This is a genomic window from Embleya sp. NPDC001921 (genome assembly GCF_053594475.1).
In genome coordinates, this window is sequence record NZ_JBSFEO010000030.1 from 64779 (window position 1) to 89319 (window position 24541).

21 protein-coding genes are annotated in these 24541 nt (G+C 72.0%); 6 read left to right on the top strand and 15 right to left on the bottom strand.

Going from position 1 to position 24541, the window contains the following annotated elements:
• Positions 1-269: 269 nt before the first annotated feature.
• The 7 genes from ACWCPW_RS30795 to ACWCPW_RS30825 form a co-directional block, all read right to left on the bottom strand.
• Complete coding sequence (locus ACWCPW_RS30795) at positions 270-1760, bottom strand: SCO6880 family protein (RefSeq protein WP_449764833.1); 1491 nt, start codon at positions 1758-1760, stop codon at positions 270-272.
• 73 nt (positions 1761-1833) lie between these two features.
• The gene (locus ACWCPW_RS30800) at positions 1834-2409 is read right to left on the bottom strand and encodes a hypothetical protein (RefSeq protein ID WP_449764834.1); all 576 of its coding nucleotides are present in this window, start codon (positions 2407-2409) and stop codon (positions 1834-1836) included.
• A gap of 264 nt (positions 2410-2673) precedes the next feature.
• Entirely contained in the window at positions 2674-2967 is a 294-nt protein-coding gene (locus tag ACWCPW_RS30805) for a hypothetical protein (RefSeq protein WP_402236792.1), read from the bottom strand.
• A 14-nt stretch (positions 2968-2981) separates the two neighbouring features.
• On the bottom strand, positions 2982-3398 hold the full coding sequence (locus tag ACWCPW_RS30810) for a DUF6668 family protein (RefSeq protein ID WP_449764835.1): 417 nt from the start codon (positions 3396-3398) through the stop codon (positions 2982-2984).
• Positions 3399-3674: 276 nt separating this feature from the next.
• Positions 3675-4148 carry a hypothetical protein gene (locus tag ACWCPW_RS30815; protein WP_449764836.1) on the bottom strand — a complete coding sequence of 158 codons (474 nt, stop codon included), beginning with the start codon at positions 4146-4148 and terminating at the stop codon, positions 3675-3677.
• A gap of 247 nt (positions 4149-4395) precedes the next feature.
• Entirely contained in the window at positions 4396-6012 is a 1617-nt protein-coding gene (locus tag ACWCPW_RS30820) for a hypothetical protein (RefSeq protein ID WP_449764837.1), read from the bottom strand.
• Positions 6013-6115: 103 nt separating this feature from the next.
• Positions 6116-7030, bottom strand: coding sequence for a hypothetical protein (locus ACWCPW_RS30825; RefSeq protein ID WP_449764838.1), 915 nt, complete (start codon positions 7028-7030; stop codon positions 6116-6118).
• Between the two features lie 555 nt (positions 7031-7585).
• Between ACWCPW_RS30825 and ACWCPW_RS30830 the strand changes: the two genes are divergently transcribed.
• Positions 7586-8725: a hypothetical protein gene (locus ACWCPW_RS30830; protein ID WP_449764839.1), complete on the top strand. Its 1140-nt coding sequence runs from the start codon at positions 7586-7588 to the stop codon at positions 8723-8725.
• Between the two features lie 269 nt (positions 8726-8994).
• On the opposite strand, the gene ACWCPW_RS30835 is transcribed toward ACWCPW_RS30830, so the two are convergent.
• Positions 8995-9978, bottom strand: coding sequence for a LysR family transcriptional regulator (locus tag ACWCPW_RS30835; protein WP_449764840.1), 984 nt, complete (start codon positions 9976-9978; stop codon positions 8995-8997).
• Between the two features lie 126 nt (positions 9979-10104).
• On the opposite strand from ACWCPW_RS30835, the gene ACWCPW_RS30840 reads away from it, so the two are divergent.
• Complete coding sequence (locus ACWCPW_RS30840; protein WP_449764841.1) at positions 10105-11250, top strand: Glu/Leu/Phe/Val family dehydrogenase; 1146 nt, start codon at positions 10105-10107, stop codon at positions 11248-11250.
• Between the two features lie 102 nt (positions 11251-11352).
• Here the strand turns inward: ACWCPW_RS30840 and ACWCPW_RS30845 are convergent, their stop codons facing one another.
• Positions 11353-12351 carry a hypothetical protein gene (locus tag ACWCPW_RS30845; protein ID WP_449764842.1) on the bottom strand — a complete coding sequence of 333 codons (999 nt, stop codon included), beginning with the start codon at positions 12349-12351 and terminating at the stop codon, positions 11353-11355.
• 474 nt (positions 12352-12825) lie between these two features.
• Here ACWCPW_RS30845 and ACWCPW_RS30850 point away from each other — a divergent pair, with 474 nt between their 5' ends.
• Positions 12826-13764, top strand: a complete 939-nt coding sequence (locus ACWCPW_RS30850; protein ID WP_449764843.1) for a hypothetical protein — start codon at positions 12826-12828, stop codon at positions 13762-13764.
• A 55-nt stretch (positions 13765-13819) separates the two neighbouring features.
• Here ACWCPW_RS30850 and ACWCPW_RS30855 read toward each other — a convergent pair whose 3' ends face one another.
• Together ACWCPW_RS30855 and ACWCPW_RS30860 are read right to left on the bottom strand one after the other, a co-directional pair.
• Positions 13820-15013: a hypothetical protein gene (locus ACWCPW_RS30855; protein ID WP_449764844.1), complete on the bottom strand. Its 1194-nt coding sequence runs from the start codon at positions 15011-15013 to the stop codon at positions 13820-13822.
• Positions 15000-15974 carry a helix-turn-helix domain-containing protein gene (locus tag ACWCPW_RS30860; RefSeq protein ID WP_449764845.1) on the bottom strand — a complete coding sequence of 325 codons (975 nt, stop codon included), beginning with the start codon at positions 15972-15974 and terminating at the stop codon, positions 15000-15002. The genes ACWCPW_RS30855 and ACWCPW_RS30860 overlap by 14 nt, the downstream gene beginning before the upstream one ends.
• Positions 15975-16319: 345 nt before the next feature.
• Between ACWCPW_RS30860 and ACWCPW_RS30865 the strand changes: the two genes are divergently transcribed.
• Positions 16320-17429: an AraC family transcriptional regulator gene (locus ACWCPW_RS30865; protein ID WP_406299954.1), complete on the top strand. Its 1110-nt coding sequence runs from the start codon at positions 16320-16322 to the stop codon at positions 17427-17429.
• 178 nt (positions 17430-17607) lie between these two features.
• On the opposite strand, the gene ACWCPW_RS30870 is transcribed toward ACWCPW_RS30865, so the two are convergent.
• Together ACWCPW_RS30870 and ACWCPW_RS30875 are read right to left on the bottom strand one after the other, a co-directional pair.
• The gene (locus tag ACWCPW_RS30870) at positions 17608-18171 is read right to left on the bottom strand and encodes an XRE family transcriptional regulator (RefSeq protein WP_406299953.1); all 564 of its coding nucleotides are present in this window, start codon (positions 18169-18171) and stop codon (positions 17608-17610) included.
• A gap of 100 nt (positions 18172-18271) precedes the next feature.
• Positions 18272-19855, bottom strand: a complete 1584-nt coding sequence (locus tag ACWCPW_RS30875) for a serine/threonine-protein kinase (RefSeq protein WP_449764846.1) — start codon at positions 19853-19855, stop codon at positions 18272-18274.
• Between the two features lie 97 nt (positions 19856-19952).
• On the opposite strand from ACWCPW_RS30875, the gene ACWCPW_RS30880 reads away from it, so the two are divergent.
• Positions 19953-21275 (top strand): hypothetical protein, encoded by a 1323-nt coding sequence (locus ACWCPW_RS30880; RefSeq protein ID WP_449764847.1) that lies wholly within the window; start codon positions 19953-19955, stop codon positions 21273-21275.
• A 73-nt stretch (positions 21276-21348) separates the two neighbouring features.
• Here ACWCPW_RS30880 and ACWCPW_RS30885 read toward each other — a convergent pair whose 3' ends face one another.
• Both ACWCPW_RS30885 and ACWCPW_RS30890 read right to left on the bottom strand, forming a co-directional pair.
• Positions 21349-22944 carry a hypothetical protein gene (locus ACWCPW_RS30885; RefSeq protein ID WP_449764848.1) on the bottom strand — a complete coding sequence of 532 codons (1596 nt, stop codon included), beginning with the start codon at positions 22942-22944 and terminating at the stop codon, positions 21349-21351.
• Positions 22945-23007: 63 nt separating this feature from the next.
• Positions 23008-23823 (bottom strand): hypothetical protein, encoded by an 816-nt coding sequence (locus ACWCPW_RS30890; RefSeq protein WP_449764849.1) that lies wholly within the window; start codon positions 23821-23823, stop codon positions 23008-23010.
• A 551-nt stretch (positions 23824-24374) separates the two neighbouring features.
• Between ACWCPW_RS30890 and ACWCPW_RS30895 the strand changes: the two genes are divergently transcribed.
• Positions 24375-24539 carry a hypothetical protein gene (locus tag ACWCPW_RS30895; RefSeq protein WP_449764850.1) on the top strand — a complete coding sequence of 55 codons (165 nt, stop codon included), beginning with the start codon at positions 24375-24377 and terminating at the stop codon, positions 24537-24539.
• Positions 24540-24541: the final 2 nt, after the last annotated feature.

The following is a 24541-nucleotide window of genomic DNA, read 5'->3' on the forward strand; positions in this document are numbered from 1 at the left end:
CGTAGCCGGCCCAGCCTCGCCAGCCGGCCGTCCTCGGCCGCGGGGCCTGGGCCTTCTTCTGCTCGGCCTTCGCCTTGGCGCTCGTACCTTGTGGCCCATGGGGAAGAGGAGTCGGCTTCGACCGCCTTCCCCGCTTTCGTCCGACGTCCGTCTGCTCGGACTCGTCCGGGGGCATGACCCCTGTGGGGTTTTGCACCGACATTTCGTCCTGCCCTTCTAGCCGCGTGCGCGAACGCCCGGCGAGTACACGGTCGATGTCCGGTGACCGGTCACATCGCATCCCGGACGCTCTGCGGCACCTTGAGGTGCTTCGGCAAAACCAGGCCGAGCGGCAACGCGGCGGCGAAGGCCGATGCCTGGGATCCGTACACGCGACGGATCGCGATCCGGGCGGAGGCGGACAGGTTGTCCATCGCCGACGCGGCCAGGTCCAGACCGTCGCTGTCCTCGACGGTCGCGGTGACGAGCATGCCGAACTTGACCAGCCCGGCTCCGGTGGCCTCTTCCTGCGCACTCTGCTGGGCGGCACGCACCGCGATCGAGTCGCGGGCGTTGCCGACCTTCGCCTGCTTGGCCTTGAACAGCGCGTCCTTCACGTCCCGTTCGACGATGTTCGCGGCGGTCGAGGAGTCGTGTGGGCGGTACAGCAGCGTGACCCGCTTGCGGTCGATGTCGGGGTGCGGCCCCAACAGTCGCGCCAGGACATTGGAGAAGACCTCGCCACGCGGTGCGTCGGACATCGCCCAGGTCACCGACAGCGCACCGTCGTGCCGGTAGTGGTCCCAAGCCTCCTGGGTGGCGCTGGGCCCCGCGTCGTCCCAGGTGATGCCCGCGCCGCCCTCGGAGCGGGCCTGGTCGATGAGTGCGGCCACGCTGGGGTCGTACGCGACCCGTACCGCTTCGGCGAGTTCGGTGCCGCTCATCGGGCGTGCCTGTCCCGCTCCGGTCATCTGCAGACCGGCGCACAGCCCGGGCAGCCGGGTGCCCAACTCGGTGGCCATCTCCTCCGGAGTGCGCTTGGGCACACCGGGGCGGGGGGCACCGGAGAAGGTGAGCGCGACCCGGGTGGACACCCGCGCCGAACCCACCGGGTAGTACTCCACGACCTCGTTGAGCACATGCTTGGACAGATTGGGCGCGTCCGGCCGCAGATGGTCGAAGACCTCACGGCGCAGTCGTTCACCGGTGTCGACCGCGGTCTCCACCGTGACCGAGGCGGCCACGATGCCGGGCTCGTTGCCCAACGCGGCCAGCCACTGTCCCCAGTACGCGACCCAGGTGTCCACCTGCTCGGTGTCCACCAGCGATCCGCCGTCGGCGTCGCACTCGATCACGACGGTGTGGTCGTTGGTCGAGGGCACCGTCAGCAGCGCGAACGGGCGCTGATAGGCGTCCTGGGCTTCATAGAGCTTCGACCCGGCGGCCAGTCCGGGCAGCTTGCAGGTGCCCAACGGCATGCGGCCCAGGGGGCCGGATCGGTAGAGGTGTTGACCCTTCGCTTTGCCCCGCGACCACGCGCCTCGGGCGACCAACCACTGCAACCCCGTACGTCCTTGTCGATCTCGGTACAGCAAGGGAGCCAGGACGACCGCGAGCAACACCGTGAGGACGATCGCGAAGACCAACGAGATCATCATGCTGACGATGATCGTGACCATGCCGCCCAGCAGGATCATTGTTCCGGCCATCCCCAGGCCGAGGATGCCCGGCGAGGTCGGCTTGCGCCAATTGCCGTAGGTACGAATCTCGGGTGCTGTCACGTTCTTCTCCTCGGTGCCGCGACCGCTCCACATACGCGATCACGGTCAGAAGTGCCCGCCGGTTCGCGGACCGTCAGGGGGTCCACGCCACGAACCCGGCCGGCGATGCCACCGATCGGGCCGGCGGCCGTGTGCCGTCGGGGGCAAGTTGCAGACGCCAGCCTTCGTCCCAGACCACCGTCCATGTGGTGGCGTCGAACGTGCCCGCCTGCTCGCGCATCCGTACCAAGGTGACGGTCGCTGCCTGCGGAGAGTAGTTCTCCACCCGAAAGCCGACGAACTGGGCCTTGTCCGGCACGGCTTGGCTCTGACCCGCAGCCCGCGTCGGCGTGGCCGAGCGACTGCGGGCCAGGAAGCGCTCCCGACCGGGCCCCTGCGCCAACATCGTGCCCGCCACCAGGATCGGGGACTCCGCCGTCTCGTACCGTTCACTGATTTGAGCCGCGGCGATCAGTGCCCCGGCCGGTGTCCGCGCGTAGCACCGGACGGTGCCCGAGTCGGCACGCGCCGGCCCGGCGGTCCGGGAGACCGGCAAGCCCACTCCGTGATACGGCTCCCAGATCACGCCCGCCGGTTGCACCGTGGGAATGCTCTGGTTGTCGTCGGACAGCGCCGGGCACTGTTGACCCGAATCGGTCGAACCGCTCACACCACCCGCCCCGGGCGCGACCGCCGGCGAGGACCCCGGGGGGTACGGCGTGCCGGAGCTCGCGCGTGCCTGCGGTGACGAGGGCAACCCGTCCGGCTCGAAGACGATCACCGAGAGTGCGGCCACGCACATGATGCCGAAGCCCGCCGCGGCGACGATGAACCCCCGCTGGGTGAAGGGGTTCCCGTCATTCTGTGAACGGTCGTTGTCGGCCGATTTGTTGCGCCGTAGAAAGGCCACAGTCGTTCCCCCGGGGCGTTCGGCCTAGTTCAGCAGCAGCTGTGCGAGTGTCGCGCAGCTGCCGACCAGGATGGCGGCGACCATGATCCAGCCGAGGCTCATGATGTGCTCGCCGCTGCCACCGCTCTTGTGCGACATCGCCATGCGTCCGGCGCAGGCCAGGACTGCGATGACACAGACCACCGTGACCACCCAGGCACCGTAGCCGAGCAACTCGTTGATGCCGGTGCCCAGCTTGCCCGGCGCCTTCGGCTTGGGGTCCTTGATGTCCGTGGTGAAGCCCTCGACCCGTACAAGGGCTGCTGCGATCAAAGCCATTACTACTCCCCGCTCTATCGGTTGTTGGTGAGGCCAGCCAGTTCGGAAGCCAACTTCCGAACGTCCTTGGCGGAGTTCCGGGCGTCGGGCCACTCACCCAGTCGCCATGCCTCGTTCCAGGAGATTCGCCACACTCGAGGCACTCCTCCCGCCACGAGCTTCAGCCATTGCTGAAGGCTCTTCGGCAGCGGGCCGGGGGCGTCCGCGACGGCCACCAGTCCCAGGAGGTCGACGCCTTCCAGTGCCCCGGCAGCCCATTGCCGCCCGGCGTTCTGGGCCGCGTGCAGACCACCCGCATGGGTCCTGGCAACCAGGACCACCCCGTGCCGTTCCGACGTCGAGGAGATCGGCCATCCCCGGCCTCCCGATTCGGCGCCCTGCGGTATCGCCAGCGCGAGGGTGCTCTCCCCCGCTCCACCATGGCAACTCACCCACCACCAGGGCGGGCGAGCGGAGCCGGGGGGAGTCCAGGTGCCCAGCCCTCCGGCTCCCGGTTGTACCAAACCGCGTTGGGGCGATTGAGGCCCGAGGCTGACGTAGGTGGGAGCCTCCACCACGGGTTCGGCCTCGACTACCACCGCGGCACGCGGTAGCCAGGGATTGTCCTTCGGTTCTTCGGGTCGACGCGACACGCGATCACATCCCGCGTTACGACGGTCGTCGAAGCGTGACGATACGAACCGTGGCCGGATTCCGGGAGTACGGCATCAGAAGACGACCGCCTTCGCGATCGACACCGAACTTCCCGCCAGGGCGCAGGCGACCATCACCCAGCCCGCCCCGAAGATGGTTCCCTCGGCATCCCCGTTGCGATACGTCATGGCCAATTTCGCTGCGGACAACAGGAATCCCACCACGCACGCGGTCAGCGTCAGGTAGAAGGCGATGCCGATGATGTCGTTCAGCGGCCCGGCGAAAGGCGCGTTCCCCCCGGGAGCGGGGGGCAGATTCTTCACCGTGTCCGGCGGCACGATGTACGTGGGCGCCGGTGGCGGCTTCGGCTTCGGGTCGTCCATCGGCAGCAGCAGATCGAACAGCACCATCTGTATCTCCAGGCGTTCGGCAGTCGGCACCGCCCCGCCCCGCCGATCCGAGCCTGCTGCTTCGGTGAAGTCCCGAAACATCGGCCGTAGTGCCGTATTTCCGCGCGCGCGCGAAAAAAATGGGTGGACGGAGGTCACCAGCGCGCGCTTGCTCCGCGCCGGACAGACCTCCACGTCGCCGTGCGATCGGCGGGAACCGGCCGATTGTGGGGTCTGCCACGAGATGGTGCTCCGTAAGACGTGATGATGCCGATTGATGCAAGGCGCACGCCGACATTAGCCACCCCGTGGGAACCCCACTATCCACATTGCGTGGGACCGATCGCGCCAATCGGATGACCGCCCGGGACGGCGGCGCGCGACCGGACCCGGACCGGCGAATCGGTCAATTCGGCGGCGCGGACGAGGGCGGGTACGCGTCGGGACACACCGGTTCGCCGCGCGCGACGAGCACGCCGGTGGGCTCTCCGATCAGCGTGCTCACCACGAAGCAGGAACTGCGGGGCGCCGACGGGAAGATCGCCGCCCGCTCGTTGGCGCCGACCAGGACCCGCTCGACCAGACTGCCCGCGGGCGTCTGCGCGATGGCCACATACCCGCTCACGTTCTGGACGTTCACCGGCGCCTCCCAGGTGACCTTGAGCGCCTTCTCGAAGCCGCTCACCGCGACCGAACGCGGTACCCGGGCGGCGAGTTGGGCCTGCTCGACCGGTCGCGCGGTCTGCGTCGTCCACGCGGTCGCGGATCCGGACGGCTTGCCGGGCTGGACCGGCACCTGCCGATCCGCCGGTCCGGGCGCGAGGGTGCTGGGCAGAGACGGCTCCGGCGCCGCCGCGGGCTCCTCGTCACCACCCGAGACCAGCACCACACCGATGGTGATCACCAGCAGGCCGGCGGCACCCGCGGCGACCAGGAGCATCGGCTTGATCCGCTTGCGATCCGCCTTCTCCTCGGCCAGCTCCCAGTCGTGGGGGCGGGGGAAGTAGCCGGTGGGACCGGCGCCCGGCGAGCCGGCCTGCGGCGCTTCCGGTTGCGCATTCGCATCCGCAAAGGTGTGCGAATCGGCTTCGTCCGGCTCGTCCTCGTAGCCGGCGTACGGCGAGACGTAGGGCGGCGGTTCATCGGGATCGGGACCTGCCGTGGACACCGAGGCCGCCGAGGGTGTCGCGGCGGCTTGGCGCGGCGGGTCCTGGTCCAGTTCCTCGTAACCGGCGTACGGCGAGACGTACGGCAGCGGCTCCTCGTCGCCGGAACCCCCCGGACGCACCGACGGCATCGCGGCGGCCCGGCGCGGCGGGTCCTGGTCCAGTTCCTCGAATCCGGCGTACGGCGAGACGTACGGCGGCAGTTCGGCGGGCTCGAAATCGGACTCCGGCTCGGGTGCCGGCACGGGCTTGGGCTTGGGTTCCGGCACGGGCGCGGGCTGAACGGCGGGCGTGGGCTCCGGCTCCGGCGCGGGCTGGAAGGCGGGCGTGGGCTCCGGCTCCGGCGCGGGCTGCGGCTCGGGCCGCGGCGCGGACTCGGGCGCCGGCACGGGCAGTGACACTGCCGCGGCTTCCGCCGCCGGCGTGTTGTCCCGCGCGTCGCCCTCGGCCGGCCACCACGCGGGGGCGGACAACTGCCGCGGCGGCGTCCAGGCCCGCCCGGCACCGGGATCGGCCGGGTCGCCCGGCTGGGCCGCGGTGCCGGCGGAGACCGCGGGTACGTCGATCGTCGCGGGCCACCACTCCCCCTCCGGCGCGAGCAGCGACTCCTGCCCGCCGCGGCCGGCGGCGGGACGCGGCGGCTCGTCGAGCCACCACTCCTCGTCCGGCGGAAGCAACGTCCGCGGCCCGTCCGGGTCATCGGCGGGGCGCGGCGTCGTGCCGGGCCACCACTCCTCGTCCGGCGGGAGCAGCGCGGCCTCCGATCTGCTCGCCCCGTCGACCGCGCCCACCTCGGGAACGACTCGGTCGCGTTGTGTCGTGGCGCCTTCGTCGGCACCTTCCCGACGCTCTTCCACTGGATCGTCTCCCCTCGATGAGTCTCGATGAGTCGTCGGCCTCGGGACCGGTGACGAGGCCGTCGCCCGCCGGGGCCGAACGAGACAGGACCTGCCGAACCGCTCAACCCAACGAACGGAGTTCCTCGAGCCAGCGCGTCGCGACGCCCGTCGTCGGATCCTCGACGCCGCGCACCCGCACCTGCGCCTCGACCACGAGGGGACCGACTTCCAGGCTCGCCCGCAGCCGGGTCACCCGTCGCCAACTGGTGTACGCGTTGGCGGCATAGCGTTGTGCCGCCGGGTCCGAGGCGACGTCGACGCCCGACTCGAGGGCCAATTCGGCGTAGATGCGCGCCGCCAGCTCGGGTTCACCGGCGAGGGCGGCGACATACGCGCGCACCTCGCGCGCCCCCCTCTGTGGCGTCCCGCCGTCCGCCACGAGTCGCTCCGACAGTTCGCGGGCCTCGTCCAGCTTCCCGGCGTCGGCCGCCGCCCGGATCCGCACCAGCAGCTCGTGCCGCTGTCGGGCGATGGAAGCCGAGGACTCGGGGGCGGCGGTGGAGCCGGCGGGGACGGAGGGTTCGGGGACGGCCGGTTCGGGCGTGGCGGGGCTCGGAGCGGCGGGCACCGAGGCCGCGGCGGGCACCGAAGCGGCGGGCGGCGCCGACGCCGCGGAAGGCGCAGGCCGCGCCTCGACCGTCTCGAACTCGACCGGAGCGGTGTGCGTCTCCCCGACCGGCGCCGGTCGGCCGGCCGGGGCGGCCGACCGGGCGGGCTCGGGATGCGCGTCCGTCGCCACCACGGCGCCGTCGACGCCGACGATCAACGGCCAGCGCGTACCGTCCGCCTCGACCGCGACCGCCCGCACCGGCCGCCCCAGGGCCAGGGCCTTGACGGAGACCCACCGAATCGCCTCGGCCCGCGCGTCCTCGTCGGGCGCCAAGGGCACGAGTACCCCGTCCACGGCCGTCTCCCCGTGGACGGTCATCTCGATCACGATCACCGGTACGGCCGGCACCGAAGCAGGGTCGATCATGTACGGCTCCCCCTGGATCCTCGACGAGCGTCTCGAACGCGTCGTCCGGTCTCGACCGAGACCTCCCACCGTGCGCGATCACGACTGTGCCAAGCGAGTCCGCGCGCATCGTGGGAACCCACCCTAAGACCATCGGCGGACGGCCACGCGGTCCCCGGCCTCACCGAGGACGCGCCCGGGCTCGGGAGGGTTCCGGGCGGTCCGCGGTACGGGCCGGCGAAATCCGGGCACAGTCAAAGGAAATGACCCGGTATCCCCATCGAATGAGTCACCCGGGACGGTCGTCGGCATCGTACTCGTGCTGCGCTCCGCCTTCGATACACGGGCGGACCCGGTCGGCGAGCCGAGCGCCGGCACGCCGGTGAATGTATGCTTCCCATCCGCGACTTCGACATCGGCGCTCGGTTTCACGCGGCCGGGCGAATAGGGCCGGACCGCAGCACCGGCCGCCCGCTTCGGGTGACGACGCCCGCTTGGAAGTCTCCGTGAAGGGGTTATCACAGCACGTCACAATCGGTGCGGCTGTACACCGATTCCCGAAATCGAGGAGCTCTCGTGACCGGTAACGCCATACCCGCTTGGCCGGTTGTCACCATCGAGATCGCGTGGGACGACACCGTTCGCGTCGACGGCAATGTGATACCGGTCGAATTCAATGGTGATCCTCGGGCGGCGGCCCTTGCCGTCGCGGCCGAGACGGCGCGGCTGCTCGGCCGCCCGGTACGGGTGGACGCCGTCGAACCGGACGGTACGACGTTCCCGCTGGTGGTGTCCACGGACGGCTCGGCGACCGAAGCGGGCCCGTCCTCGCCCGCCCCACAGACCCGGCGCGGCCTCTTCGGCCGCCGCAGGAAGAGCGAACCGAGCGGGCCGCCGCCCGACTCGGTGCCCGAGCCGCACCTCGCGCCGCGCCCCGCCCCCGAGTTCCACGAAGCCCACGAAACCCGCGAGACGGCACCGTCGGACCCTCGCCCGGCAGTGGACCCGACGCCGGCCGGCCGGTCGCCGGAACCCGCGCGCCCCGGATCCCCGATCGCCGAATCCGCCGCCCCGTCGGCTGCCGCAGAACCCGCTTCGCCGGCCCCCGGCGGCGACGAAACTCCTGGTCCGAGCCCCGCCTGGCGACCTCCCACCGCTGCCGCGAGCGCCGCCGCACCGGCCGAGGCGGCGTCCGAGGTGGCTTCCGAGGTGGCTTCCGGCGCGGCGAGGAACACGTCGCGGGTCTCCTCCGCGGCGCCCCGCGGGGTCGCCTCCGCGCCGGCGCCCTCGCGCGAGCAGGCGCACACCCTCGGCCTGATTCGACGTTCGATCGACGAGCGGGACACGGCGCGCGCGTTGGAGTTGGCCGCCGTCCTGGACGCGACGAGCGCGGCGACCGGCGATCCCGCCCAGACCCTGGCCGGCCGCGAAGTCCACGCCTACGTGGCCCTGTTGTCGGGTCGGGTCGAACCGGCGGTGGAGTTGTACGCCGGAGCCGTCTCGATCGGTCTGCGCCTGGGCGCGGACGGCGACTGGCCGCCGCGCATGGCGGAGAACGCGCACTATTGCTGGCTCCGGGTGAAGGATCCGAAATCCGCGCTCGCGTTGGGCCGACTCGTCCGGGACGCGTACACGACCATTTCCGCTGTCGATTCCCCCGCCGCCAAGGCGGTCGCTCGACGAATGGCCGACCTCGAACGGTCCGCGACCGCCTGACCGAGCACCGCACGCTTCACCGAATTCACCCCCGTCGGATGTCGATTCGGCGATCTGCCGATGTACGCACGGCGAATCCGACCTTTTCCGCGTCCGCGGGTTCATCCGCTCCGCCGGCCGCGGTCCGTCGCCGTCGCGGGAATGGCCGGCCGTTTTCCGCCCCGTGTCACGCGGGAATCGATGGCTCGCTGCGGGCGAGCCATCGCTCGATATCCACGGGGCCGAAAGCGGCGGCTCCCGGCGTTCCGCCCCCGATTTCGGGAACACGATCAGCTCTGCTTCATCCCCCGCTCCACGCGCTCGGCGGCCGGGGCCCCCAGCGGCCCGAGCGACTCGTCGGCCCGGACGAACCGGCCCTGGAGCCGCTGCCCGGCCAACACGAACGCCTCCAACGCCGCCTTCATCAGCGGATTGTGGTTGGCGGTGCGGTACAGCGCGGACACCCGACGATACGAGGGGGTGTGCGCCAGCGGTACGCCCACCACCCCCTCCCGGGCCTGGTAGGCCAGGCCGGGGACGATGGCCACGCCCGCCCCCGCGGCGACCAGGCCCTGCACGACGTCGTAGTCGTTGCTGCGGAAGGCCACCTTGGGCGCGAAGCGGTGCGCGGCGCACACCCGGGACAGGCTCGTGGAACCCGCCGTCCCGGGCCGGCTGGCCACCCACCGCTCGTCGGCCAGCTCGCCGATGTCGACGCCGTCCTCGCGCAGCGCGGGGTGGCCCTCCGGCACCAGGAGTGCCAGCGTCTCCTCGACGAGCGGGAAGACCGTGAGTTCGTCCGGCCACACGCGCGGCACCAGGTCGTAGGCGAAGACCAGGGCCAGGTCCAGGTCGCCCTTCTGCACCTGCGGCACCAGGTCGTCCGGCTCGGCCTCGTCCAGCAGGATCTCGGCGGTGGGGTGCAGTCGGGTCAACTCGGCCACGGCGTGCGGGACCAGGCGTTCACCGGCGGTGGGGAACGTGCCCAACGCCAGCCTGCCGCTGCGGCCTTGCACCACATCGCGGATGTCGCGCTCCAGGCTGTCCAGTACGGCGATCGCGTCGCGGGCCCGATCGGCGATCGTGAACGCCATCCCGGTCGGCCGGATGCCGTGGGCCTCGCGCTCGAACAGCGGCGTTCCCACCGCTCGTTCCAGCGCGGCGATTTGCTGGGATACCGCCGACGCGGTGTATCCGGTGCGGCGCGCGGCGCGCGCGAACGAGCCGGTGAGCACGACCTCGATGAGCGTCTGCAGGTGCAAGGGGTTGAGCATCAGTATTCCTTGGCCTCGCTCGAACGAGGTCGCGGGCTGGCGCATCTTGGCACTCGGAATCCGGGCCACGACTCTGTTGGAGCACGGTAACCGTATCGATCGTTGGGTCTCGAGGAGTGCTTCGACATGTCGGATGTCCTGTCGCTGATGGATCAGTGGGGGCCGGAGAAGGTCGTCTCCGTGTCACACACCCGCACCGGAATGAAGGGCGTGTTGGTCATCGACAACACCGCCCGTGGCATGGGTAAGGGCGGCACCCGGATGTCCCCGACGGTAACCACCACCGAGGTGGCCCGGTTGGCCCGGGTCATGACGTGGAAGTGGGCGGCGGTCGACCTGTTCTACGGCGGTGCCAAGGCCGGAATCGTGAGCGATCCGGCCGGATCGGACAAAGAGGCGATACTGCGGGCGTTCGCGCGAGCCCTGTGGAACGAGGTGCCCAGCGAGTACGTGTTCGGTCTGGACATGGGGTTGACCGAGGACGACGCCGCGATCATCCAGGACGAACTGGGCGATCGCGGTGCGGCCGTGGGCACCGACGCCGTGTTGGGCGGGGTCCCCTACGACCGGCTCGGGGTGACCGGGTTCGGGGTGGCGGAAGTGGCCGACGCGATGTTGGCGCACGTCGATCTGCCCCTTCGGGGCGCCCGGGTGGTGGTCCAGGGGTTCGGCGCGGTCGGCTCGGCCGCCGTGCGCCGCTTCGCGGAGCTCGGTGCGACGGTGGTCGCGGTCTCCTCCGTGCACGGGACGTTGTACGACCCGCACGGCCTGGAGGTGGAACGGTTGCTGCGCGCGCACGCGGACAGCGGCGACCTCGCGGTCAAGGAGTACTCGGGCGGGACCGTGCATCCGCTCGGATTCGAACTGACGGTACCCACCGAGGTGTTGGTGCCGGCGGCGATCCAGGACGTGATCGACGAGCGGGTGGCCGACGGGATCACCGCCCGGCTGGTCGTGGAGGGCGCCAACCTGCCCACCTCGCCCGCCGCCCAACGCGTGCTCGCGGACCGGGGCATCGTGGTGGTGCCCGATTTCATCGCGAACGCCGGCGGTGTGGTGGCCGCCGGATTCGCCATGGACGCACGCTACTCGGCGTTTCGCCCGGACCCGGAGGTGATCCGGGCGACCGTGTCCACGAAGCTGCGCGAGAACGCCGTACTGGTCCACGAGGAGGGCGCTCGCCGAGGGATCACCTCGCACGAGGCCGCGCGCTCGCTGGCCCAGGAGCGGGTCTTGGCCGCGATGCGGCTGAAGGGAAGGGTGGCGCGTTGACCGAGGTGTCGCGGCGCGGGGGCCGGGATCGTGTCCGACCTTGGACCTGCGGCCGGCCTTCGCACGGCACCTGACCCGGCGCATGGCGATGTTCGACCCGGCTCAGGCCTGCGTGTCCAGGGACAGCGGCATCTGACAGAAGGTCTCGATCTCCTCCTGGAGTTCGCGCACGCGGGTCTCGCGCGCCCGCAGCGGACGACGCAGCCGCACGTGCACCTGCATGACCAGGGACAACAAGCCGTGCACGCGCCAGGCCGGTTCGAGTCGCAGCACCGGGCGCAGCGCCTCGGTGGTCGCCTCGATCTCGTCCAGGCTCGCGTAGGCCAGCGCGATGGCGACCCGGGCCTGCATCTCGTCGGCGAACGAGTAGCCCTCGGGGGCGACCGCCGCGTACCGGCTCAGCGCGATCTCCGCGGCTTCGATCGCCCGGCGTTCCGCGCCGGGGATGAAGACCCGGGTCAGTGCCTCGTAGGCACTTTGCCGAGCCGGGTCGAAGTTCAGCAGGCCGCCGATCTCGTCGAGTTCGTCGCGCCGGGACAGCTCGCGGGCGTCGGCGGCGGCGCGCAGCGCGGCCGACGCCGCGAGCGCGTCGCCCAGCGAGGCCTGGGTCAGCGCGACGAGGGAGTGCAGCCACACGGCGGCGGTGCCCACTCCGGAGTCCTGTACCGAAGCGCCCAGTCGGGCGTAGCGCAGCGCCTCGTGCACCCAGCCGGCCCGGTAGGCGATCAACGACTGCACACCGCGCAGCCACACTTCGGCGCTGGGGTTGCGCGCGTCCGCGACCGCGTTCACCAGTCCGGCCTGCGTCGCGGCCAACGCTTCGCGGGCGTCTCCCAGGTCGTGCCGGGCCCAGCCGGAGATACCGCGCACGAGTGCCTTGGTCAGCGGGTCGACGCGCGCGCCGTCCGGGTCTCCGTGCTCCGACTCCACCGCGGTGGCGCGCCGGCGGACGGCGACCAGCTCGTCGTGGAACGTCGGCAGGGCGGTGTGCGGATACACCGCCGCCAGACGCCGGACGGCCGCCGTCGTCCGAGCCGGGGACAGGAACTCGATCGCGCCCCCCGGCTCTTCGAGGACGTCGACCTTGTTCGGGAGTTTCATGCGTTATCTCTCCGCCGATGCGAGATCGTGCCTTACCTGCCGCCAGCGTGCCCTCATCGGGCGCGCGCGCAAAGGCCGTATCGGTTACCCGAACTCGGTAAACCCGAAGGTAACCGCAGGGAATGGCCGCCCGGGGCTTCCCGGACCCGCCCCGGCGACCGCCCGCCGGCTCCCCGCAATTGCCCGGAAACATCGACACCCGATGCCGCATCGAATGGCGGGACGCCCGAGCGACGACTTTATCCTCGAAATGTTGCGCCGGTCGATACCCCCGCCGCCGCCCCGACTGCACCGTCGAATGTATGCTGCAAAACAGTTCCGCTTCCCCCCATTCATTCCGGCAGGCGCCCGGATCGAGCCGATGGCGGGGTGACATTCGATCGCGACCTCCTCGGGTCGATTCCGTGAGCGCATTTCCACTGCGCGTCACCACCGTGTCGCCGGTGCGCCGATTCCTGATATCGAGGAGCCCTCGTGACAACTGGCATCGTTCCCGACGGGCCCGTCATCGTCGTGGAGATTTCGGCGGATCGATCCGTAAGGGTGGCCGGTCAGGCCGTGCCGGTGCCGCCCGGGGGCGATCCACGCGCGATCGCCCTCGCGGTGGTCGCCGAACAGGCTCGGCTGCTCGGGCATCCGGTTCGGGTGCACGCCGTGGAGGCGGACGGGACCATGTTTCCGTTGAACGTGTACGCGGACCGCTCCATCGCCGAGGCGGGCCCGCCGGTGCTGCCTGCGCGGCGAGCCGAGCCGGCGCAACCGGCGCGACGGCGCGCCAGGTTCGGCCTGCGACGGTCCTCGGCCGAGGAGGCCGCCGGGTCCCCGGCGACCCGGCCGCCGGTGGCACCCGGGTTCACGGCGGCGCCCCCCATCGGGTCGGCGGCGAGCCCGGCCGTCGGTGTCGACCCGATCGCGCCGGCGCCGACCTGGGCCCCGCCGGGGTCCGCGCCCGCGGTTTCGGCGCCGTCGGCCGCGCGTGTGCGCACGCCCGACGACCTGCCGCCTCCCGGTGAGGATCAGCGCTTGGTCCTGGACCTGATTCGCGGTGCGATGCAGGCCGGGAACGGGGCTCACGCGTTGGCGATCGCGGCCGATCTGGACGCGAGTTCGACGGCGGATCCGGCACAGCGGTTGGCCGCGCGCGAGGTGCACGGCTATGTGGCCCTGGCCACGGGGCGACCCGAGTTGGCCGTGCGGTTGTACGCCGAGGCGGTCACGTTCGGGGATGGATCGGCCGAGCCCGGGCAGTGGCCGGCGCGGATGGCCGCGAACGCGCACTTCTGCTGGTTGCGGGTCGCCGACCCGGTCCTCGCGCGGGCCGTGGGCCCCTTGGTGCTGGACGCCTACGCGGCCGGCGGGGCGGCGGATTCGGCGGGGGCGCGAGCGGCCCGCAGGCGGATGGCGCGAACCTGAGCACGCCGGCCGGGTCCGATCCTGCGGCCCCGCCCGGCGGGGCCGCGTGGGTTGGTCAGAGGTGCGCGAGCGCGCGTGGCGGAAGCGGGTTTCCGCTCCCGCCCACCTGCGGCCCGGCAGCCCACAGGCGGTGCAGGTCGTCGGGAGCCAGGGGGGTGTGGTATGCCGCGCGCAGCACGTCGGCGGCTACCGGCCCCCCTTCCTCGGCGAGCCGGACGAACCAGTCGAAGCCGGCCGGATAGGCCCACAGGTACGAGCGCAGCAGTGGGTTGGCGCCGCGGTCGCAGATCAGATCGGCGATCTGCTCGTCGGTCCAGAACGGCACCCGGGCCCGGGCATGGGCCGCGCACGCCGCCACACCCACGCCCCGGTTGATGGCCAAGTGCAGTTCGCTGCGCACCAGTTGCAGGTAGTGGTCCAGTCGTACCCGGGCGATCAGCACGGCGTCGTCGGGCGTCACGAACAGCGGGAGCGCCTGGGCCAGTCCCTCCAGCACCACCTGGGTGGGTCCGTGTACCGACAACACCCGCACCCACGGCACGTCCTCGCCGGCGCACCGGTGCGCGAAGCTCGCCGCCTGGAGACCGTGGCCCAGCACCTCGTGCAGTGCGAACTGCCGTGCGCCGACCCGGGTGAAGCGCGCGTTGCGCGGATTGAGCCGTAGTCGAACGTGCCGTCCCACGCCGTCCAGCCAGTACGCCCAGTAGGCGTCGACCTCGACGCATTCGATGGTCAGCTCGTAGGACGCCACGGATTCGGTCACCTTGCGGACCGCCGGTTCGTACTCCGCCGCCGCCACCCGGATCTCGGCCGGCACCAGGTCCGCGTCCAGGGGCTCTTCGGCGATCCGCAGTTCCCGATCGGTGGCGTCGTGCCAGCCGATCCCCAACGCCTCCAGCAACTCCCGGGCCAGCGCCGCCCGTTCGGTGACATAGTCCGCGGACCAGCCCACCGCGGCACAGCCCTGGGTGGCCCGGATGTACTCGTCGAGTTCGAGTCGTTGCCCCAACTGGGCGCCCAGATAAGCCAGATCGGCGTTCAGCCGGGTGGCCAGGCGGGGCGCGTCGGCCACTTCCGGGATTGCCGCGAGTTCGCTCAGCCGCGCGTGTACGGCCAATCGATCGCCCGCGGCGGGCACCGGCGCGGCCTCGGGAAAGAAGTCGAAGTCGATGATCGGGGCACCACCTCGGTCGATCTCGAGGTGGTGCCAGGCGCGAATCGCGGCTTCGATCTCGTTACGCACTGTCATGGACCACATCCCAACGCAAGGTCACGTACTGATTGGCGTGCAGGTCTTGCCTGGACAACGTCACGTGCAGTCGATCCTCGTCGAGACTCCATCGGGTGTGCTGGGTGACCGAATTCTCCGAGCCGTCCGGATACTGCTCGATCGCACCGCACCCGCGGAACTCGGTGACCCCGTGTTGGGTCACGCTCAGGGAGAATTGTCGCGTAGGCCGCGCGATGGCCTGACGCCAGTACGTCGCGTCCACGAACATCCCTCCCTCACACACGTATTCGATGACCGTAGTCTCCCCGTGCGGGACCGGCGGCGAAATCTGGCACGCGAACTTGCTCAAGCCGGTGGTTTCGTACAGCCGCTGGATGGCGATCTGCCGATCGCACGCGTCGGTGGGCGTGATGGTCAATCGGCCGCGGGTGCGTTCGAACCACATCTCCCGGACCATCCGGGTGAGCGGTCGGCCGGTCAGGTTCAGCACCACCTGGCGATAGGTCAACCGCACGTCCCCCCGGGCATCCACCTCGATGTTCACCTGCAGGGAGAGTTCCACCGCGTCCCCGAACGGCATCGGCTTCTCGCTCGGCGTGTCCCACGGCACCGGTTCCCAGTGGTCGGCGGCGGCGACGACGGCGCGGGCCGGCTCCCCCACCGGAGCCGGGGCGTCCAGAGGCCGGTCGTCCTCCCACGGCTGGGGGGCCAGGCCCAACATTTCGCCGGGAATGCGCAACCCCTGGGAAACCCGCTCGATAACGTGCTGCTGGCGGACCTGGGCCCTTCCCTTGACGTAATCCCCCACCCTGCTCGGGGTCATCTCGCACAGCCGCGCCAATTTGCTCAGAGTAAATCCGAGGTCATCTTGGGCGAGCCGGAATATGGCCCCCAGATCGCGGTCCGCACAGGCCCTGATCATGGCCGGAGTGGCCAACAATTCGGTAGTCAGCGGCGTTCGGTCACCGATTTTCGGCATATTGAGCTCCCCGTGACGGGGCCACCCGGGAGCGGCCCACGTTGTTACTGACGAATTTACCAGCGCCGGGTAACGGACTCGACCTTATGCTGCACTCTTCACGGATCCATACTCGAACGAAAGCGCGTTCATTCGAACGCGGTCCGTGACATCCAATTCCGAAGCGGACGGGCAGGCACAAATGCGGTACGGGCAAATGGGGCCGGCGGGCATATATCGCCCGTCCTCGCGACCCGCCCGCGTGTGTGACACCGACCACCGCGAAATCGCCCACGTCCGGGTCGTCCGCGACCGATCGGCGCGCCTGTCCCGCAGCGTCGCGGTCACTTCCGTGAGGCGCCCGACGTGAACCGTCCCATCGAGGCGAAGATCCAGGAGATCATGTCCGCGTCCACCCCCTTTCGTCCCGTATTGGTCGAGCGGAGGCAACCCATCGCCGAGGCCGCCCGCGTTCCCACGACCGAGACCACCGCCCATCGGCGCGTGCTCTATCAGGGGGCCGATCCCGCCGCCGTGCACGCGGCCGTGGCCTCCCGGCTGGGGCCGCACCGGCTGCACATCCCCGCAGCGCGGATCAAGGCGAGCTTCCGGGTGCTGCACGAGGGCGACATATCGATCCACGAACTCGCCTACGGCGCCCGCGTCGACATGTATCTCGACGGCAACACCCCGGATTACCTGATCCCCATCCGCCACCGGGGGTGGGGCCGGGTCGTCATCGACGACGTGGAGAGCGCTCTCTCCCCGTGTGTTTTGGGTCCCGATCGCCCGGCGCGGCTGAGTTGGGAACCCGACACCTCCGTGGTGATCGTCCGGATCCCGGGCGCGGCGATGGAGCGGGCGATGGAGCGCGCCGGTGCCGGCGAGTCGTCGAGGGTCGGCGCGTTGGGCCCGTACCTGGACGGCGCCGACCTCGGCGTCCGGCAATGGCTTTCGCTGGCCCGCGACTTCAGCGCGATGGTCGACTCGGCCGGGCATCTGGCCGGTTCGCAGTTGGCCGCGCGGCATTTCGAACAGGTCCTGGTGCACGGGTTGCTCTCCTGCGCGCCCGCCTACGGCGCCGGTTCGCGGCCCGACGCGGGCTCGACCGAACCGAACGGCCTGCGCCGGGCCTTGGCGTATTGCGCCGAACACGCCGGTGAACCGATCTCGGTCAAGGCCGTGGCCGCAGCGGCGGGCATGAGTGTGCGTACGCTTCAGGAGAAGTTCCGCATCCACCTGGGCGTGACTCCCGTGGGCCATCTCCGCCGAGTGCGCCTGGCCGGCGCGCACGCGGATCTGCTCAACGTGGCCGAGGGAAGGTCCCGGGAGACGGTGACCGACATCGCGCTGCGTTGGGGCTTCGGTCACCTGGGGCGTTTCGGTTCCATGTACCGCGAGACATACGGGCAGTTGCCCTCGCGGACCTTGCGCAGCGGAGCGGCGGACCCGGAGATCTCGCGCGCCGCGGGCTGATCGGGGGCACCGCGTCGGGTCGACGATCGATGGAGCGGGTGCCCCGGCCGCGTCGGCCGGGGCACCGTGTCCGTCGCATCCGCTGGGCCCATCGCGCCCGTTGCGTCCGCCACTCGTGGTGGGCGCGGCGGGCGCGGTGGGCGGACACGTCGTCGGGCGCACGATGATCCGCGAACGCCTATAGCGCCGAGAGTCCCACGGTGGCCCGGAAGTGTTCACGGGCGTCCGATGTGCGTCCGTTGCCGTACACCCGCAGGACCTCCGCCAGGCCCGGGTAGCGCTGGGCGAGCAGTTCGGCCGCGGACTCGATCTCGGCGGCCGACGCCACCGCGCGCAACACCGCGTGCACCGCCGCGGCCGGGTCCGCACGCGGACCCGTCAGCACCTCGGGACCGTTCAGCCGCAGGGCCGTGCGTGTGCTGGGCTGATGCGAACGCACCCGCTCCAGCGCGGCCTCCCGATCGGCGACCGCCAGGCGGTCGAAGTCGGTGGAGGCCACGAGTGCCTCGACCTCCTGGAGTCGGGCCAGCACGGCGGGGTTGCCGATCTTGGCCCGCTGACCGGACATCAGTTGCGAGAGCATCGGTGCGGACAGACCCAGCATGGCGGCCAGTTCCATCTGCGAGGTGCCCAGCCGTTTCAGGAGTCGACGGAAGCGGTCGTTCAACGGCTCGCCGTACCACTCCGTCTGGCGCGCCCGGTTGCGCGCGACGGCCTCCTGGTCCTCCTGCGACTTGGTCACCGTCGCATCATGCACTGCGAACGGCGTGTTTGCAATTGCAATGCAACGGATCGCTCCCGAGTCGGCGCGCGACGTCCGGCCCGCCGGTTCGACGGCCGGCTCAGGGCGTCGGGAGCGCCATCCACCGATACGTCCCGTCGTCCCGATAGGTGCAGCGCATCCGTTTTCCCTCGGGTGTGCGAACTTCCGCCGACACGTCGTACCAGTCGCACGGGGTGCCGGCCGCCACGTCCCTCGGGAGCGGCGCCGGCACCGGGGGCGAGGCCGACGGCTGCGACCCCGCGGTGCCGGACGGCCGGTCCGAGGGGCGGGTGAGCGCGGGTGCGCTCGGTTGCGTGGGACCGGGGTCGGCCGGATCGTCCTCGTCGCCGCTCGCGATCAACGCGGTCGTCACCGCCGCGACGGCGACCACGCCGCCCACGAACGCCCACTTCCCGGGTGATCCGACTCGGCGCCGACCACGGCGATTTCCGGCCGGCGCCCCGACCGGCACGGGTGCCCGGGGAGCCGGGTCGGCCGCGTTCCGTTCCGCCGCCCGCAACCACAGCGAGACCGACGGCGCCTCGGCCGACACCGCGAGCCCCGACAAGGCGGCCGGCGCCGACGGCGGCGCGAGGGGTGGTACCGGCGGTGTGTCGACCGGCCGCGCGGGCGGTGCGGCGAGGACGGGCGGCGCCGTGACGACAGGCGGTACCGGCGGCGCGGTCGGCCCCTGCGGCGTGGACCCCGACCACGACACCGCGACCGTTCGGCCCCCCGACGAGGCACCGCGCACCGCCGGGACCCGACCGTCCGGCCAGGTGACCGTGGTCCGCGACACCCCGCGCAGCACCGGGCCTTCCGGAGCCTCACCGGGCAGCGGGCCCACCACGTCGAAGACCTCGATCGGCTCGCCGTCCGCGGTCGACGCGGGCGTCACCGGCCCCAATCCGGGCGCGATCTCCCGCAGCCGCGCCGACGCGCACGCGGCGTCCCGCGGTCGCTCTTGCGGTTCCGCCTCGGTCAGCGTGCCCACCAGGTCCCACAACGCGCCGGCGTCGGCGGGCACGCTCGGCGGCCCGTCGGGCGGATCCTCGCTCCCCGACAGGAGTTGCCACGCCAGGATGCCCAGCGCGTACAGGTCGCGGCGCACGTCCGGCGGCGCGCCGGTGGCGGCCTCCGGCGGCAGATAGCCCCAAGTGCCCACCACGTGACCGGCCTCGGTCAGCCGCGGACCCTCTCGGGGCAGCGCCAGGCCGAAGTCGCCGAGCAGACAGTGCGGCCGGCCCTGGCCGGTCACCTCGAGCAGGACGTTCGCGGGCTTGACGTCGCGGTGCACGAGGCCGACGTCGTGCACATGCTCCAGGGCGTCCAGGAGTTGGCCGAGAATCGCCGCGACGTACGGCTCGGGCAGGGCGCCGTGATCCCGGATCAGCGAGGCCAGCGACCCACCCGCGTACAACTCCATCGCGATCAGCACGTCCCCGTCGGCGACCCACGTGTAGGGCGACGAGACGTGCGGGTGTTCCAGTCGGAGCCCCTGCTCGCGCACCACTCGCAGCAGCAGACCCGCGTCGGCCGGGCGCACCAGCTTGGCGGCGCAGTAGCCGCCCAACCGGTGGTCGAACGCCCGCCATACGGTGCCGGACATTCCGGTTCCGACGGGATCGACGAGGGTGAAGCGGCCGGCGAGCGGTGTGGGCACGCGGTCACCCTAGCGCAGGGGTTCGAGCACCCTGCGGACCCATTACTCTCCGGTAATCTATTGTTTGCAAGTGCAATCCTGATCTACATTCCCGGGCATGAGTCTGCGCGCGTTCCTGGCCGGTACGGCGGCGCTCACCTTGGGCATGGTGTCGGTGTCCGGCGTGGGGCCGCACGCCTTCGCCGCCGAGGCGCACGACCTCGCCGCCCACCGGTCGTCGCCGGAACCCGCGTCCGCCCCGCTGAACCACCATGCGCCCCGCACCTACTCGCCCACCGGAACACCCGTCTCCGGCGCGCCCGACGGCGCCCGCGCGGTGTCACTGGCACCCGGTGACTACCTGGACCGGATGGCGGACAAAGAGGTCAAGTACTACGCCGTGGACGTGCCCCTGGGCCACACCGTATACGTGTCGGGGACGACCGTCAGCACGGTGAAGGGCCTGGAGGCGCTCGATCTCAAGCAGATCGACGACCGCAGCGGCTCGTGCCGGACGGAAACCGGACTCTCCCAGTCGTTGTCGAAGGTCGTCACGGCGTCGTTGAACTGGGGGGCGACCTCCACCGGCCGCAACAACAGTTGTGCCCGGCCCGGACGGCAGGTGTTCTCGGTGACCCGCCGGGGCACCGGTCCGCCGGTCCCGCTGGAACTGCGGATCTTCCTGGAGCCGGCCGTGCTCGACAAGGGCCCGGCCGAATCCGTGATCGCGCGCTACACCGAACCGGGCGGTGCGCCCGTACCGGTGGTCGGCGGCGGCTCGTTCGCCGATGCCGCCGCGCTCCCCGGCTCCGGCCACTTCACCGACGACGTCGCGTTCGGCGAATGGGCCTTCTACCGCGTCCGCCTGGACTGGGGCCAGAGCCTGGCCCTCCAGGTCCGGGTCGGTGGCGGGCGGGGGTACGCCCCGACCGAGGTGCGCCTGTACAACCCCGTACGCGAGGAACTCGCCCAGGAGTCGGCGGCCGTGTTCGACACCGAGCACATCTTCGCCGGCCGTTCGGACCCGTTCGCGACCCGACCCGTGCGCTACCTCAACCGCAGCGAACGGCAGCAGGAGGTCGCCGACATGCTGCCCGGCTGGTACTACCTCGCGGTCGCGGTACAGGGCGAGGGCGAGCAACGCTCGCTCGCCGTCGACGTGTCCGTCGGCGGTACCAAGGAGCCCGGTCCCGGGTACGCGCCGGACTCGGGGACGTCCGCCACGCCTCCGGGGTGGACGCCCACGAACGGCGCGGCCACTCCGGGCGGGGCCCCGGCCCCGGCCGGCGGGCAACCGACCGGCGCCGAGAAGTCCGCGGGCGCGAGTGCGGCGTTCGGCGGCCCCGCCGTGTGGCTCGGCCTGCCGCTCGCGCTGCTCCTGGGCGCCGGACTGGCGACCTGGCTGATCCGCCGACGCGTTTTCGCGACCCGCCCCGGCTGAGCCGGGTCCGGCGCGCGCGCCACGCCCTCGGCTCCGTGCCCGCGGCGACCCGCCGCGACGTCGGCCGGTCGGGTCACCCGGACAGGCCGGCCCGCAGGGAGCGCATGCGATCGCGAACGGCCGCCTGCCCCGGGTCGGTCGGGACCGCCGAGTAGGCCCGCAACAGAACCCGGCCGAGATCGTACGCGGACTCCATGTCGTCGATCCGCAACCAGCAGTAGTGCGCGTTCGAGGTCATCCGGGCGGCCTCCTTGGGGTGCGTCCCCCGGGCCAGGGCGGCGTCCGCGTACAACTCCAGGGCCAGCTCCGGTCGACCGGTCAGCACCGCGACGTACGCGTGCACCTCGCGCGCCGCGGGCATCGCCCCCTCGTCGCCGCCCGCGCTGGTGGCCGCGTCCAGGGACGCGGCGAGGGCCAGCGCCCGCTCGTCGTCGCCGGCACGGATGAACCGCGCGATCTCGGCCACCTTGAGGGCTTGTTCCTTGCTGGGCTCGGCCAGGACACGCGTCGGGGCGGGGGCCGACGCAGACGCCGGCTTCGGGGCCGGCGTCGGAGCCGGAGCCTCGACCCGAGCCGAAGTCGGGGCCGGTACGGGCGGATCGGCCGGCGCCGAGGCGGCGGGGAAGGCGGCGGGTTCCTCGTCGATCGGTACCTGCGCGACCTGGCGCTGCGGGGCATGCCACGAGGGCGTGGGCGGTTCGACCGGATCGACGGGTGCGACGGGTGGCACCACCGTCACGCGCGGCGCGAAGAGGGTCTGGGCGGGAGCCGGTTCGACGGCGGCCGGTTCGGGCGCGGGCGTCGAGCGCTCACCGGCCGGGGCGGCGGCCGGTGGCGGGTCCACCGCCTCGACCGCCGGCGGAACGGGGACGGCTTCCACCGGCGCGACGGATGCCGCCGGCGCGGCCGGCCCGGTCACGCTCGTCGGCGTCGGCGTCGGCGTCGGCGTCTGAGCCTGCGTCGGCGCCTGCGTCATCGGCGTCGAGGAGTGCGCGGACTCGACGGAGGGTTCCGGCGCGGACGCGGCGGGCGGCTCGTACGTCGGTGTCCGCCCGGGCTCGTTGCGGGGCGCGAACGGCGCCTCCACGTAGTCGTCCTCGGCCTGGGGCGCCCGCCCCGAGGCACGCGGTCGGTCCCGATCCGGCTCCCGGGGGACCTCCGGGGCCGGTTGTGCGTACCCCTCCGGTCCTGCGGGCGACGCCTCGTACGGCGCTTCCCGGCCCACCTCGGGCTGCGGCGCGACCGGCGGGGCCGGTGTCGCCGCACCGGTCGGGAGCGTCCGCCGACCGCGCTTCGATCCGTCACCGGACCGGGTATCCGTCGGGTCCCCGGCATCACGACCCGGCTCGAACACCGGACGCGGCGTGCTCTTGCGCCGGCCCAGCAACGAGCGTCGCTTCGTGTTCGGGCTGATCGGATCGTCCGCCGCGGTCACCCCGCCGTCCTGCGCGACGATCAGTGGGAAGACCGTACCGTCCGGCTCCACCGCCTCCGCGCGCACCGGCCGGCCCAGGACGCGCGCGGTCACGGCCGCGGCCTCCAGCGCGGCGGCACGCGGATGTACACCGGACGGCACCGGAATCGACACGCCGTCCACCCGGACCGTGTCGTCGATCAACAGCTCGATGGTGACGACGGGCCACGCCGGCACTGCGGAGTTGTCGGGCACGAGGGCTCCTTCGGTCGAGCGGAATGCGGTCGGACGAGGCGGCGGGGTGGTCCCGCCGCGGCGCTACCCACGCGGCGTCGATGCCGGCTTGGCGGGCGGCGGGCGCGAGCCGGACGCCCCGGAGGGGGGTGTCCCGGTCGCCGGCGGTCCGCACACCGGCCCGCCGGGAGCAATCTTCATCGTGGGCGCTCCGCGGATCAAGGTCACCACGACCACGCACGAATCGGCGCTCACCGGTGCTCCGGCGAAGACGACACCCATCTCGCCCGGGCGCGGGAGTTCGGTTTTTTGGAACACGCCGGCCGGACTCTGCGCGACGGCCATGTATCCCGCGACTCCGTCGGTGTGCGTCGGCGGCAGCCAGGACACCTCGACCCGTCCGTCCACGACGCGTCGACTCACCTGTTGCGGCTGATACTCGGCGAGCAGCTCGGGAGCGACCTGACTCGCGGTGCCCGGAGCCCCGGCGGACGACGCGACCGGGGGCGGCGGCAGCGTCGGGGGCGGCGGCGCGGCGGTCGAGGCGGCGGGTTCGTCGCCCCCGGTCAACAGGACCGCCGCGACGGTGATCCCCGTGACCAGCAGCAGCCCCGCGAGCACCAGCCGGGTCCGGGAACGGTCTCCGCGCCCCTCGAAGCCCCCTCCCCGATGGCCCCGTTCGTCCGATTCGAAGTCCCATCCGTAACCGGCCGGCGAACCGGACCACGCGGGCACCGCCGACACCGCGGGGACGCCGTGGAGTTGCTCGTCGTCCCCGGGCGCCATACCGGGCGCGAGCGGGATCGGAGGAGGCCCGGCCACCCGTCGCGGCGTTCCCCGGGCGGGCATCGGCGGTCCGGCCGCCGATCGTTCCTCGACGGTGTCGCGTACCGGGGTCACGCGGTTCACCGGGGCGCTCGGCGTCGTGGGTGGCACCGGGCCATTCGCGGTCACCGGACTCGGCACGGCCGCGGACGCGGTGATGGGGGTCGGCGCGGGGGTGGGAACGGGCGCGGACGCGGCGACAGGGGTGGGCGCCGGCGCGGGGCTGGGAACGGGCGCGGACGCGGGGGTTGGGGCGGGCAACCCGGGCGCATCGAGATCGAGCTCCGCCGGCCACCAGGCCGGCCGGGTCAACCCGGGTCGGGTGTAGGTCACGCCGCTTTCCTCGCTCCATACCCCGGGCCCCGGATCGGGCGAACCCACCCGGAGCTTCGCGACCGGCGTCCATCGCCCTCGTCCCGGGCTCTTGTTCGGTTCCGCAGGAAGGCCCCACCGCCGCCGGGGCGGGTCGGCGGCGATCGGGCACGATCCATCGCCCGTGACCGCAGCGGATCGGGCAACGGAACCCATGGGAAGTGTAGAAACCGTCCGACTCGATCGATAGGCCGGATTGCGCGACACCGACCACGCGAATCGGCTGACCCGGACACCGCGACCAACAGGGGTCCGTGCTGGCAGACGGTGTGCCGCGCACGTACGTGCACCTGTACGTGATGCGGCACCTGAGCGGGGGCCTGGTCGAGGAGTTGCTCGCGGATCTGCGACGACCCGGTGCCTTCGCCGCCGCGCCCGCCGACCCGCCCCGCCTGCCCCGGCAACGACTCGGCACCTGAGC